The organism is Brevibacillus sp. B_LB10_24, assembly GCF_046036945.1.
GTDB lineage: Bacteria > Bacillota > Bacilli > Brevibacillales > Brevibacillaceae > Brevibacillus_C.
This window is the reverse complement of sequence record NZ_JBJQOQ010000008.1, coordinates 135,768-148,153: the sequence shown is the minus strand read 5'-3', so window position 1 is coordinate 148,153 and position 12,386 is coordinate 135,768. Positions and strand designations below refer to the sequence as shown.

Below are 12,386 nucleotides of genomic sequence, written 5' to 3'. Positions count from 1 at the left end.
GACCAATCCGCAATGGATTAGTCTTCATGCTCCAATTCCGCTATCAGGGTCTCAAACGTGGCTTCCACCTGTTCCCATTCTTCGTCGTCTTCGATTGCCTGCAGCATATCCGTTCCGTCGTAGCGCAGGAAGTGAACCTCGTATTCTTCTTCCTCTTCCTGGTCGACCGGTACCAGCACCAGGTAGGTGCGATCTTCGATGTCGAAGATGTACATAATGCGAAAATCGCGGGTAACATCTTCGCTGCCCTCTTCTGTCAAGGCGATAATCTCACCGACGTCAAATCCGCCTTCCAATTCTTCACTCATCTGTTTCACCTCGATTTCGCATCCAGGTACCCCTGCAGGATCAGGGTGGCTGCCATTTTGTCAATTACTTTTTTCCGCTTTTGCCTGCTGACGTCGGCGGAAATCAGCATTCTTTCCGCCGCCATCGTCGTCAGGCGTTCGTCCCAGAGGTGGACGGGCAGGGAGGTCCGCTTCGCCAAAGCGCTGGCAAACGCCTGACACTGCTCGCCGCGCGGACCGATCGTCCCATTCATATTTTTGGGGAGGCCGACGACGATCTCCTCCACCTGATACTGTAAGATCAACTCGTTTAACCGGGCGTAATCCTTTTCAGCGGATTGCCGGCGGATGGTCTCTACTCCCTGTGCTGTCCAGCCCATTTCGTCGCTGACGGCAACGCCGATGGTCCGTTCGCCCAGATCTAATCCGAGAATGCGCATATCCGTTATGACCGCTGCTGGGAAAGGTACACCCTTACCAGCTCTTCGATCAATTTATCACGCTCAATTTTCCCGATCAAACTGCGTGCGTTGTTGTGGCGAGGAATAAAGGCCGGATCGCCGGAAAGCAGATAACCGACAATTTGCGTAATTGGATTGTATCCCTTTTCCTGAAGGGCGCGATACACCTCGGTCAACGTCTCTCTGACTTCCGCCTCGCTCGTTTCCTTGGGTACCGTAAATTTCATGGTATTGTCCATGGAACTCATAACCAACACCTCGTTTCCAGTAAGAAAAGGGGATCCTTTTCCAACGTGTTACTCTTTACTATACACTATTCGCCTTACCGTTTGGCAAATCCTTGTCTGCAAAATATTTTCCTCATGCCCGTTTCAAGCTGGCCGGCCTGCCGGCTTGCACCCGGGATTGGCAGCATCAAGTATGTTTACGTTGTTTTCTGACCCTCTACCAGGCTGGTGACGGCAGCAAGCGCGTCACCCAGTTTCGCCGGGTCCTTCCCGCCGGCCTGAGCCATATCGGGACGGCCGCCGCCGCCGCCGCCGCAGCGGGCAGCCACTTCCTTGACGAGCTTGCCTGCATGGAAGCCCTGTTTCAGCAAATCTTCCGTCACACCGGCGACGAGGTTGACCTTATCTTCCTGGACGGCACCCAGTACGATCACGGCCGAGCCCAGCTTCTGCTTCAACTCGTCGACCATGCCGCGCAGGTTGTCCATATCAGTCGCCGACACACGGGCCGCCAAGACGTTGACGCCGCCTACCTGTTTGACTTGATCGGTGAGCGTGGCCGCTTCGATGTTGCCCAATTTGGCCCGCAGCGATTCGTTCTCCCGCTGCACCTCTTTCAACTGTTGGGCCAATCCCTCTGCCCGTCCCGGGGTCTCGTGCAGCTGCGGCGCCTTGACGATCTGCGCTACGTCCCGCAGCGTGGCAAGCTGGCCGTTGAGGTATTGGAAGGCCCCGCGTCCGGTAACGGCTTCGATCCGGCGGGTGCCAGCGCCAATGCCGCCCTCGCTGACGATCTTGAACAGGCCGATCTCTGCCGTATTCTTCACATGGCAGCCGCCGCACAGCTCCAGGCTGTATTCGCCCACCTGGACGACTCGGACGATCTCGCCGTACTTCTCTCCGAAAAGTGCCATGGCGCCCATCGCTTTCGCTTCCGCGATCGGTTTGTGCATGATGTTGACGTCGATGTTCGCCCAGATTTTTTCATTGACGATTGCTTCGATCCGGGCCAGCTCTTCCGGCGAGATCGCACTGATATGCGTGAAGTCAAAACGCAAGCGCTCCGGCGCTACCAAGGAACCGGCCTGGTTGACGTGCCGCCCCAGGACATCCTTTAAGGCCTGATGCAAGAGATGGGTCGCCGTATGGTTTTTCACGATGTCGCCCCGCGCCTCGCGGTTGACGGACGCCGTCACTTCATCGCCGATTTTCAGCGTTCCTGCTTCTACCGACACGTTTTGAATGTGCTGCCCCATCGGCCCTTTTTGCACGTCGATGACGCGGGCTTTGACCATGTCGGATTGAAGCGAACCCTCGTCGTTGATCTGGCCGCCGCTTTCGGCATAGAAAGGCGTGCGGTCCAATACGACCAGGCATGTGTCGCCTTCTTCAACCTCATCCACCAACTGGTTGTTGTGAATAATAGCGACAACCTTGGCACTTACTACCAAATCAGTATAACCAACAAATTCGCTCTTAACCGTCAAATCGCTCAGCGGTCCGCCTTGAATCTGCATGCTGTCCACTTCCTGGCGCGCAGCACGTGCCCGCTCCCGCTGTTCCTCCATCGCCCGTTCGAATCCTTCGCGGTCGACGCCGAGCCCGTGTTCCAGGGCGAAGTCTTCTGTCAGGTCGACCGGGAAACCAAAGGTATCGTAGAGTTTAAACGTGCTCTCACCGGAGAGCATCGTCTCGCCCTTCTCCTTGGCTGCTTTCACGAACTGTTCGAGAATCGCCAGCCCTTCGTTCAGCGTCTCATGGAAACGCTCTTCCTCCGCCCGGATCACCTTCGCGATGAAATCGCGCTTTTCCACCACTTCGCGATAGTGCTCGCCCATCATCTTGCCTACCACTTCCGTCAGGCGATAGAGGAAGGGCTTCTCGATCCCGAGCAGCTTGCCCATGCGGACAGCGCGCCGCAGCAAGCGGCGAATCACGTAGCCCCGGCCTTCGTTGGACGGCAGGGCGCCGTCGCCGATGGCGAACACGACCGTCCGGGCGTGGTCGGCGATCACTTTCAGCGCTACGTCCATCTCCGGATTGGCCTTGTACTTCACCCCGCTGATCTCGCTCGTCGCCTCGATCAACGGGAAGAGCAGGTCGGTCTCGTAGTTGTTGTCCACGTCCTGGATGACGGAGGCCATCCGCTCCAGCCCCATTCCGGTATCGATGTTCTTTTTCGGCAGCGGCGTGTAGGAACCGTCCGGGTTGTGATTAAACTGGGAGAAGACGAGGTTCCAGACTTCCAGGTAGCGCTCGTTCTCCCCGCCCGGATACAGCTCCGGATCGTTCGGATCGTTGCCGTAGCGCTCGCCGCGGTCGTAGAAAATCTCCGAGTTGGGACCGCAGGGGCCTTCGCCGATGTCCCAGAAGTTGGCTTCCAGGCGGATAATTCTGTTTTCCGGCAGCCCGATTTTCTTGTGCCAGATCTCATGTGCCTCGTCGTCCTCAGGGTGGATCGTTACGGACAGCTTCTCCGGATCGAATCCGATCCACTCCGGGCTGGTCAGGAATTCCCACGCCCACTCGATCGCTTCTTCTTTGAAGTAATCGCCGATCGAGAAGTTCCCCAGCATCTCAAAAAACGTGTGGTGCCGCGCTGTGCGGCCGACGTTTTCGATGTCGTTGGTGCGAATCGCCTTCTGTGAATTGACGATTCGCGGGTTGTCGGGGATGATGCGGCCGTCAAAGTATTTTTTCAGCGTCGCCACGCCGCTGTTGATCCACAGAAGCGACGGATCATCATAGGGGACCAGCGACGCGCTGGGCTCGATGCGATGACCCTTGCTTACGAAGAAGTCCAAGTACATCTGGCGAATCTGATTGCCTGTCCATTTTTTCATCAGGAATTCCTCCTTGTCGGTGTAAAAAAGAAAATAAAAAAGCCCTCGTCCACTCAGGGACGAGAGCTTCATTTCTCGCGGTACCACCCTGCTTACAAACCGTCCGTACTTCAAACGGACATCGAAAAAAACGGTTTGTCGCCTTCATGACTGTCAACGGGGTCAGCCGCCGGAATTTGTCCGGTCTTGGGAGTAGCTTTCGGATACGCTTCGATCTAGGCGCCCTCTCAACCGCGTGGCACCCTCTCTGTAGACGGGCTGTAACCTACTCTTTCCCTCATCGATTTCGCTGTGTGAACTTATTTTGTATTATAAAAAAATTGTCCGCCTGATGTCAACTTTCATGCGACATCAAGGCGATCCGGTTGATGACGACCTTGAGCACGGCCATCACGGGGACAGCCAATACCATGCCGACCAACCCGCCGAGCGCCTCGCCGGCTAGCAGCGCAAAGATGATCAGGAGCGGATGCAGGTGAAGCGAACGCCCGACGATATTGGGCGATAGGATATTGCCTTCCGCCACCTGGATAATCAAGTTGACGACCAGCACCAGAATCATCTTTTTCGTCGAGATCGTCAGCGCCACGACCAGGGCGGGGGCAGCTCCGATCAACGGGCCGATGTACGGGATGACGTTGGCCAGGCTGACGATGAACGCCAGGACAAACGGGTAGGGCATGCCGATCAGCCAGTAGCCGATGTAGGCGGAAATTCCTACGACCAGGGCTACGACCAGCTGGCCGTGAACGTATTTGCCCAGGGAATCATTCACCTCCCTGACGATCGTCAGCGTCTGCTTCCTGTATGGGCGGGGGATGATCAAAAGCAAGGCCCGCTGGATCGCTTCCATGTCTTTTAACATGTAAAAAGCGATGAACGGCACCACGGCGTATCCGAGCAGTTTGGCCAGCGTCTGCCTGGCGTTGTTCACCAGATCGCTGATCCCCTGCGCCATCCGCTCTTTTGACTGGATGATAACCCGGTCTACTCCGCTCTGCACGCTGTCGGGGAGGAAGTACTTGTGCGCCTCCCATTCGTTCATCCACATGTGGTACCAATTGGTCAGCCGCGGAAGATCGTCAGCCAGCTCCGCCAGTTGGCCGGCAAACACCGGCAGCGCATTGAGCAGCGCGATGACAACGGTCAGGACAAACAAGACGTATATGAGGAGCACCGCAATCAGCCTGGGAACTTTGCGCCGTTCCAGAAGCGAGACGATCGGGTGCAGCAGGTAGGCGATGATCAGTCCGACGAGAAAGGGAACAAGTATCTCTTTTGCCAAATCGTATAAATGGGATAAAAGCGGCCGAATCCACCAAAGCAGGTTCACAATGACCAGCAGAACGATTAATCCGACGGCAACAGAAAAGAAACGCCCTCGACCCAGATTCTCCATCTTCCCCTCCCTTAAGGCCATTGTCACAGTATTATGTTGTACATCCGGGTGGGGATCATGTAAGCAAACTGAAAAACCCCCGCAAAAAGGCGGGGGCAAATGGTGCCGCTGTGGTTAACGGGCAAACTGGCGCATGAAGCCGCGGCCCATGCGCCGCAGGTTTCGGCGGGAGAGAGTATTGCGGCCAAAGTTTAGCAGGTTTTGCTGTTTCCGTTTCTGTCTCGGCATCAACAGGTAACCAAGCAAGGCGATTAGTCCACCGGCCAATATCTTTCCGAGCATTCCACGTCCAAACATGCGAAAACTCCCTCCTCAAAACTGTTCTCCTTACAATTGAGCCTGGACCGCTTGATCATCGAGGAACAGATCGTTGAGCGAATGGAGCGACCCGTCTTCTTCCACCTGGTAAATGGAGGAAATCTGTTCGCCGGCCACACTCAGCTCAACATAACAATTCCAGCAGTAATACTGGCTGGTACCAATCTTCCCGATGTCTTTCGATCCGCAATTTGGGCAGATCACTTTCATCTTCCATATCCTCCTTAGCCCTTCACGACAGGATATCGGTCGGATGATCGAGTATAAGCGATTCCTTGCCTACCATGAGTGACGGCGTCACCGGCAGCCGCTTACGTCCCTCGGTCAGGTCTGTAATCCATCCTTCCGACAGCTCGCATCCAACTAGTCTTGCCAAGTCATGGGAAAAATATACATCTTCTATCGTCCCCAGGCTGTCTCCCCGGGTGGTTAACACGGTTTTTCCTTTTAGCTTCTGCTTTCCTGTGAAGAACCGAACCGTATCCTGTCTGACGAGCTGCTCAAGAGGAGTGATCGCCCCGTTGTCCAAAACGGTCAGATAGTCGTCCCCCACCGCGTAGATATGATTGGCGGGAATGTACGTCCCCGGCTGAAACAAGCTTTGCTGCTGCAGCACGATACCAAGCATATGCAGACGAGAATCGCAGAGAATATCCTGGACCGTACCGATTTGTTCACCCGTTTCCAGACAGATGACCGGCATTCCCAAGAGATCCAATGCTCTTCGCACAAGGGACACCCCCTTCCGCCTTTTTAGTATGAGCGGACGGGCCATTCACATGCTGATGAAACTGTTCCAGCTTCGCCTAAAGCCTTACGTCTGGCAAAGCCGCTTCTGCAGATGTGAATATCTGGCTCCTTCATCGTCATTTTCAACAGCCATCCGGAACGCTTCGGGGTCCCCGCACATCATCAGAAACGACTTGCTGCGGGTAATCCCGGTATAGACCAGCTTGCGCCGCAGCATGCGGTAGTAATTTCGCACAAACGGCAAAATGACGATGGGAAATTCGCTTCCTTGCGATTTATGGATCGAACAACAGTAGGCAAGGGTCAGCTGATGGTACGAGGACCGCTTGTACGTCACCTCTCGCCCGTCAAAACTGACGACCAATAGTTCCTCCCGCTCCTGGTTTTCGTTTGGATGGAAAATGGCTGCAACCGTGCCAATATCACCGTTGTAAACCTGCTCCTCGGGATTGTTGGCCAACTGCAGCACCTTGTCCCCGATCCGAAACACCGTCTCGCCAAACTGGACTTCCCGCTTCTGATCCTGTTTGGGATTAAACAGTTCCTGCAGTTCTTCATTCAATTGGTTGACGCCCGCCGTCCCCTTGTACATCGGGGCCAGAACTTGTACATCTTTGGCGGTATACCCTTTTTTTACGGCCCCCAGACAAATTTGTTTCACGATCTCAACGACATCTTGTGGCGAACTTGTGAAAAATCGGCGATCAGGCGCCGGAGCCGTAACATCGGCCGGCGCAATCCCTTGCCTCACGTCATGCGCCAGGCGGATGATGGACGATTCCTCCGCCTGGCGGTAAATATCCTTTAGTTCCACCAGCGGAAGCAGGCCCGAGTCGATCAAGTCTTTCAGCACATTGCCCGGTCCGACCGAGGGAAGCTGATCCGGGTCGCCCACCATGACGATCTGTATCTCGTCCGGCAAGGCGCGAATGAGCTGGTTGGCCAGCCAGATGTCTACCATCGACATCTCGTCGACGATCAATAGCTTGCCCCGAACCGGATGCTCCGCATCGTGCTCAAACCCTTCCCCCCGCCAGCCCAAGAGGCGGTGGATCGTCATCGCCGGGAGTCCTGTCGTCTCGGACATCCTTTTGGCCGCCCGTCCCGTCGGCGCCACCAGCAGGATGGGAAACGGGTTCTCGTGGGAATCGTAGTGATTCGGGTCAAGCGAAATGCCGTTTAACTGGGCAAATACGTGGCAAATACCCCGAATCACCGTCGTTTTTCCGGTGCCCGGCCCGCCGGTAAGCAGCATCAGTCCGCTGGCGATCGCCTTCTCAACCGCTTCCCGCTGCGTCGCAGCATAGGTGATGCCAAGCTCTTCCTCTACCTTGCCGAGCGCTTTTAAAAACTCGGAGGCGGGAAATCCGGCAAAATCCTCCCGATCGGCAAAATAGCGCAGGCGCTTGGCCAAACCGATCTCGGCGAAAAACAAGGAGGGAAGGTACACCCGCTCTTCGTCCCACACCAGCTTTTGCTCCTCAAACATGTACTGAATAGCGAGCTGGATATCGTCCTCCGAAAAGCTGTGCCCGCCGCACTCGACAAGCAGCTTCAGCGTTCGCGAAACCAATTCATCCAACGGCAAATAGGCATGTCCTTCCCCGTAAGAGGATTCCTGCAGCACGTGCAGGGCGGCCGCCTTGATCCGCTCCGGCGAAGCGGCGGAGATTCCGGTGGCCCGGGCAATCTCGTCTGCCCGCTTAAATCCGATGCCCTGAACATCCTCGATCAGCTTGTAGGGCGTCTCGGTCAGGACATCCATCGTCTCCAGCTTGTAGATCTGGTAAATCCTGAGGGCGAGATGGACTCCTATGCCAAATTCGTACAAAAACACCATCGTCCGCTCGAGAGAACGGTGCTCCAGGATCGACTGGTAAATCTGCTTTGCCCGCTCCTTCGACAAGCCGGGGACCTCCTCCAGCCGCTCCGGCGTCTCCGCGATGATGCCCAGCGCATCTGTGCCCAGGTGTTCAACGATTCGCTTGGCCAGCTTTTTGCCGACCCCGCTGAACAACCCGCTCGACAGGTACTTCTCCACTCCAGCCTTGGTCTTGGGCGTTTCCCGCTCATACCGCTGAGCGGCGTACTGCATGCCAAACTTGGGATGGTTTTTCCATTCACCGTAAAAAGTGTAAATTTCTTCTTCGTGAAGCCGTGGAAAATTGCCGACGACGACAACCTCCGTCTCTTTGATCGGCTCATTCGTCTCTTCTATCTTAAAGCGGATCACCCCGTACCAATTTTCTTCGTTGTAAAAAATCTCATGCAGGAGCTGTCCGCGAATGTACTTCTCCGTAAACAGCGGGAGCGTCTGTTGCAAGTCGCCGCCTCCTTACACAGAAAAATCCACTCTTTTGGGTGAAGTGGATTTTCGCTTTCTGTTAGGTTCAATTGTAAGCTGTTTTAACAGGTGCAGCAACATTTTTAGCGCTGGCCGGTGAGCCGCTTCACAATATCAGCAGTCTTGGCCGCTGCCTGTTCTGCTTCTTCCGGGGTATTGTCAATGCCAAAGCTGAAGCGGATCGCCGATTTGGCCTGTTCGTCTCCGATGCACATCGACAAAAGCACGTGGGACAGCTCCAGAGAACCCGCGGTACAGGCCGACCCGCTGGATGCCGCAATCCCGGCCAGATCAAGGCTGAGCAGCATGGTTTCCGTATCCGTCCCGGGAAAGCTGACGTTGAGCACATGGGGCAAAAAGCGCTCCGGATGTCCGTTGACGGTAAAGGATACCTCAGACGTGCGCCAGACGCGAATCATCGTCTCGCGAAGCTCCAGGTACTTGGGGCCCCGCTGCGCCATATCGGCTCGCAGGATTTTTACCGCCTCGCCAAAGCCGACGATCCCCGCCACGTTTTCCGTACCTGCCCGGCGCCCCCGTTCCTGCGCCCCGCCAACCAAACGGGAACTGAGATTGACCTCCGGCTTTAACCAAAGGGCGCCGACGCCTTTTGGTCCGTTTACCTTGTGTGCCGACACAGACAGCATGTCAACCGGCAGCTCGCGCACGTCGATCGGCAGCGAGCCAAATGCCTGGACGGCGTCGGTGTGGAAGAGAATTCCCCGCTCTTGCAGGATTTGTCCGATTTCCTCGATCGGCTGGATCGTTCCTACTTCGTTATTGCCGTACATGATCGATGCCAGGATCGTATCTGGACGAATCGCCTGGGCAAGCTCCTCTACTCGGATCATGCCGGTTTGGTCCACCGGCAGATAGGTAACCTCGAAGCCGAATTCTTCCAGGTATGCAAAAGCGTGAAGCACGGCGTGGTGTTCCACCTGCGAGGTGATCAGGTGCTTGCCGCGTGTCTGATTGGCCAGCGCCCCGCCGATCACGGCCATGTTGTCTGCCTCGGTGCCGCTGCCAGTAAAGACGATCTCCCCGGCTGACGCACCGATAAAGCCGGCCAGTTCCTCGCGGGCTTGTTCGACGGCCCTCCGCGCTTCCCGGCCAAAGCTGTGAATGCTGGAGGGATTGCCGAAAATGTCGCTCCAGTAGGGTTGCATCGCCTCTCTGACCTGCGGGTGAACAGGCGTCGTGGCTGCGTTGTCCAAATACACTCGTGAACTCATCTTCTTCACCTTCGATTCAAATATAAAACATGTAACTGTCCGAACGCCCTTCGTCTTTATAGGTAATCAAGTCGTACAAGGTAGTCGATTCCAGGACGGAGGAGATGCTGTCGCGGATGCGCAGCCAGAGATACCGTTTGGCAGGATCCTCCTCCTCGGTAAATTCAACCGGGCTGATCGGCCCTTCCAACACGCGGATGATGTCGCCGGAGGTGATCTCCTGCGGCGGTTTGGACAAGATGTAGCCGCCGTATGCGCCGCGGATGCTTTTGACCAATCCGGAATTGCGCAGCGGCGCGATCAATTGCTCCAGGTAGTGTTCGGAGAGGTCGTGGCGTTGCGCGATGCTTTTCAGCGAGACGGGCCCCTCGCCATAGCGAGTTGCCAATTCCATCATAATGGTGAGTCCATAACGTCCTTTGGTCGAGATCTTCAAGTAAACAACTCCTCTTTGAATCAATTTGACTGTTTGCTGTATGGACACCTCTCTGGCATGAGTATTCCACAACGCGGAAACACTAGCATACAGGAGGTGAGTCTCATGGCGACTAACAAGCGCTCAGAGCGAGGACGTAATCATCCCTCAGACCAATTGTATGATCAGCCTGCGGGCAGATTGGCCCACAAAGCACGCTTTGGTGCCAGTGAAAACAGCAAACAGCCGAATGAAAACGGCGATCTGCCGGACAAGCCGGGAGGCGACGTCCGCACATAATATGCAGCCGGACGGTCTTCTCGGCCAGCCGTTGCATCAAGTGCGGCTTCGCTTCCGTGCTTCTTGCCGCGCCATTATCTCTCTTTCGTAGCCAATCGGCTTGGGACGGTAAAAGGTGTGCGACACTCCGTCCGGCAAATACTGCTGGGGAACGTAACCGCCGGGAAAATCATGCGGATACTTGTACCCTTCCCCGTGTCCAAGCCGGGCTGCCCCTTTGTAGCTGCGGTCGCGCAGGTGGAGGGGAACCGGTTTATGGCCGTCTGCCTGAATCTGCGACAGCGCCTCGTTGATCCCCTGATAGGCCGCGTTGCTCTTTGGCGCAGTCGCCAGGTAAGTGGTCGCCTGGCCGAGCGGGATGCGTCCCTCCGGCATGCCGACCAGCTCCAAGGCCTGCTGGCAGGAGATCGCCACCGTAATCGCCTGCGGGTCGGCGTTGCCGATATCCTCGGAGGCCGAAATCACCAGGCGGCGGGCGATAAACCGCGGATCTTCGCCGGCGTCGATCATCCGTGCCAGCCAGTACAGCGCGGCATCCGGATCTGAGCCCCGGATGGACTTGATAAAGGCAGAAATCGTGTCGTAATGATTATCCCCGCTTTTATCGTAGCGAACCGCTCGGCGCTGAATCGATTCCACTGCGACGTCCAGCGTTACGGTTATCGTCCCGTCCGGTCCGGGCGGCGTGGTCATCACGGCCAGTTCCAGGGCGTTCAGCAGCCGGCGGGCGTCACCTTCGGCGTAGCGGATCAGGTGCTGCTCCGCTTCCGGCTCAAGCTTCACATGAAGCTCGCCCAGCCCTTGTTCTTCATCGGTGAGGGCGCGCTCCACCACCTGGCGCAGTTCGGTCTCGCTCAGCGGATGGAGCGGAAAGATTTGCGAACGGGACAAGAGCGCCGCATTCACCTCAAAAAACGGATTTTCCGTCGTCGCTCCGATCAGGATGATCGTCCCTTCTTCGACATAAGGCAGCAGCGCATCCTGCTGGGCCTTGTTGAAGCGGTGGATCTCGTCGATAAACAGGGTCGTCCGCTGATTGCTCATCACCTGCCGCTCCTTCGCCTCTTCGACGATACGGCGAATGTCAGCCACGCCCGCGGTGACCGCATTCAGCTCGGAAAAGTGGGATTTGGTCGTCCGCGAGATCACTTTGGCCAACGTGGTTTTGCCGGTCCCCGGCGGTCCGTAAAAAATCAGCGACGATACCTGATCTGCCTCAATCGCCCGGCGAAGCAGTTTCCCTGGCGCCAAAATATGTGATTGTCCCAACACCTCATCCACGCTGCGCGGGCGCAGCCGTGCGGCAAGGGGCTTCATCTTTCCCGACTGCTGCTCTTCAAAGGCATATGAAAACAAGTCCATTGTCTGAATTCCTTCCATTCCGATTGGTTCTTAATTCATTGATTATAGCATATTCCCCGTTGCCGCCGCCATGTCCTGCGTTCAGGAATTACCCGTCCGACTCCTTCGCCATGTCATCGGTAAATTTATCGAGCATCGATATCGCATTGATCAGATGATTGTTGAAGATTTGCCGGGCGATATGCAGCAAATCCACAATCATCGGGTCGCGAAGCGAATACAGCACGCGATTTCCTTCCTTTATTCCGTACACGATGTTTTTCGAGCGCAGCACACTCAACTGCTGGGAAACGGCAGAGCCTTCCACGCCAATGATCGTTTGCAGTTCATTTACATTCTTGCTGCCCTCGGCCAACAGCTCCAGAATCCTGATCCGCAGGGGATGGGCAAGCGCTTTGAAAAAATCCGCTTTAAACTTTTGCAGCTCCAAATCCATGAATCCTCCTCC

General features: G+C 56.0%; 14 protein-coding genes. 1 reads left to right on the top strand and 13 read right to left on the bottom strand.

Translation table 11 applies throughout. From position 1 onward, the window contains the following. Positions 1–17 precede the first annotated feature (17 nt). The 11 genes from ACI7RC_RS10235 to cymR form a co-directional block, all read right to left on the bottom strand. Positions 18–308 (bottom strand): DUF1292 domain-containing protein, encoded by a 291-nt coding sequence (locus ACI7RC_RS10235; protein WP_408108140.1) that lies wholly within the window; start codon positions 306–308, stop codon positions 18–20. Positions 309–313: 5 nt separating this feature from the next. Next, positions 314–727: a Holliday junction resolvase RuvX gene (ruvX, locus tag ACI7RC_RS10230; RefSeq protein WP_408108139.1), complete on the bottom strand. Its 414-nt coding sequence runs from the start codon at positions 725–727 to the stop codon at positions 314–316. A 5-nt stretch (positions 728–732) separates the two neighbouring features. Beyond that, positions 733–996 carry an IreB family regulatory phosphoprotein gene (locus ACI7RC_RS10225; protein WP_026074229.1) on the bottom strand — a complete coding sequence of 88 codons (264 nt, stop codon included), beginning with the start codon at positions 994–996 and terminating at the stop codon, positions 733–735. Positions 997–1,172: 176 nt separating this feature from the next. Next, a complete protein-coding gene (alaS, locus tag ACI7RC_RS10220; protein ID WP_408108138.1) occupies positions 1,173–3,818 on the bottom strand; it encodes an alanine--tRNA ligase in 2,646 nt (881 codons plus the stop codon). 334 nt (positions 3,819–4,152) lie between these two features. Further along, positions 4,153–5,217, bottom strand: coding sequence for an AI-2E family transporter (locus ACI7RC_RS10215; RefSeq protein ID WP_408108137.1), 1,065 nt, complete (start codon positions 5,215–5,217; stop codon positions 4,153–4,155). A 114-nt stretch (positions 5,218–5,331) separates the two neighbouring features. Beyond that, a complete protein-coding gene (locus tag ACI7RC_RS10210) occupies positions 5,332–5,514 on the bottom strand; it encodes a hypothetical protein (RefSeq protein ID WP_408108136.1) in 183 nt (60 codons plus the stop codon). Between the two features lie 30 nt (positions 5,515–5,544). Further along, positions 5,545–5,745 carry a hypothetical protein gene (locus ACI7RC_RS10205; RefSeq protein WP_408108135.1) on the bottom strand — a complete coding sequence of 67 codons (201 nt, stop codon included), beginning with the start codon at positions 5,743–5,745 and terminating at the stop codon, positions 5,545–5,547. A gap of 22 nt (positions 5,746–5,767) precedes the next feature. Further along, complete coding sequence (locus ACI7RC_RS10200) at positions 5,768–6,265, bottom strand: PRC-barrel domain-containing protein (RefSeq protein ID WP_408108134.1); 498 nt, start codon at positions 6,263–6,265, stop codon at positions 5,768–5,770. Between the two features lie 84 nt (positions 6,266–6,349). Continuing rightward, positions 6,350–8,608 (bottom strand): SF1B family DNA helicase RecD2, encoded by a 2,259-nt coding sequence (gene recD2 / locus ACI7RC_RS10195; RefSeq protein WP_408108133.1) that lies wholly within the window; start codon positions 8,606–8,608, stop codon positions 6,350–6,352. A 104-nt stretch (positions 8,609–8,712) separates the two neighbouring features. Beyond that, positions 8,713–9,861 carry a cysteine desulfurase family protein gene (locus tag ACI7RC_RS10190; protein ID WP_408108132.1) on the bottom strand — a complete coding sequence of 383 codons (1,149 nt, stop codon included), beginning with the start codon at positions 9,859–9,861 and terminating at the stop codon, positions 8,713–8,715. Between the two features lie 16 nt (positions 9,862–9,877). Then, a complete protein-coding gene (gene cymR / locus ACI7RC_RS10185) occupies positions 9,878–10,297 on the bottom strand; it encodes a cysteine metabolism transcriptional regulator CymR (protein ID WP_408108131.1) in 420 nt (139 codons plus the stop codon). Positions 10,298–10,402: 105 nt separating this feature from the next. On the opposite strand from cymR, the gene ACI7RC_RS10180 reads away from it, so the two are divergent. Continuing rightward, on the top strand, positions 10,403–10,576 hold the full coding sequence (locus ACI7RC_RS10180; protein ID WP_019120072.1) for a hypothetical protein: 174 nt from the start codon (positions 10,403–10,405) through the stop codon (positions 10,574–10,576). 36 nt (positions 10,577–10,612) lie between these two features. Here the strand turns inward: ACI7RC_RS10180 and ACI7RC_RS10175 are convergent, their stop codons facing one another. Beyond that, a complete protein-coding gene (locus tag ACI7RC_RS10175; RefSeq protein WP_408108130.1) occupies positions 10,613–11,938 on the bottom strand; it encodes an AAA family ATPase in 1,326 nt (441 codons plus the stop codon). Between the two features lie 88 nt (positions 11,939–12,026). Beyond that, positions 12,027–12,374 carry an ArsR/SmtB family transcription factor gene (locus tag ACI7RC_RS10170; RefSeq protein WP_408108129.1) on the bottom strand — a complete coding sequence of 116 codons (348 nt, stop codon included), beginning with the start codon at positions 12,372–12,374 and terminating at the stop codon, positions 12,027–12,029. Between the last annotated feature and the right edge of the window lie 12 nt (positions 12,375–12,386).

Excerpts from the sequence above, each read along its gene's own strand:
- ACI7RC_RS10235 (WP_408108140.1), bottom strand. The coding sequence starts at position 308 with ATGAGTGAAGAATTGGAAGGCGGATTTGACGTCGGTGAGATTATCGCC.
- ruvX (WP_408108139.1), bottom strand. The coding sequence starts at position 727 with ATGCGCATTCTCGGATTAGATCTGGGCGAACGGACCATCGGCGTTGCC.
- ACI7RC_RS10225 (WP_026074229.1), bottom strand. The coding sequence starts at position 996 with ATGAGTTCCATGGACAATACCATGAAATTTACGGTACCCAAGGAAACG.
- alaS (WP_408108138.1), bottom strand. The coding sequence starts at position 3,818 with ATGAAAAAATGGACAGGCAATCAGATTCGCCAGATGTACTTGGACTTC.
- ACI7RC_RS10215 (WP_408108137.1), bottom strand. The coding sequence starts at position 5,217 with ATGGAGAATCTGGGTCGAGGGCGTTTCTTTTCTGTTGCCGTCGGATTA.
- ACI7RC_RS10210 (WP_408108136.1), bottom strand. The coding sequence starts at position 5,514 with ATGTTTGGACGTGGAATGCTCGGAAAGATATTGGCCGGTGGACTAATC.
- ACI7RC_RS10205 (WP_408108135.1), bottom strand. The coding sequence starts at position 5,745 with ATGAAAGTGATCTGCCCAAATTGCGGATCGAAAGACATCGGGAAGATT.
- ACI7RC_RS10190 (WP_408108132.1), bottom strand. The coding sequence starts at position 9,861 with ATGAGTTCACGAGTGTATTTGGACAACGCAGCCACGACGCCTGTTCAC.
- ACI7RC_RS10180 (WP_019120072.1), top strand. The coding sequence starts at position 10,403 with ATGGCGACTAACAAGCGCTCAGAGCGAGGACGTAATCATCCCTCAGAC.
- ACI7RC_RS10175 (WP_408108130.1), bottom strand. The coding sequence starts at position 11,938 with ATGGACTTGTTTTCATATGCCTTTGAAGAGCAGCAGTCGGGAAAGATG.
- ACI7RC_RS10170 (WP_408108129.1), bottom strand. The coding sequence starts at position 12,374 with ATGGATTTGGAGCTGCAAAAGTTTAAAGCGGATTTTTTCAAAGCGCTT.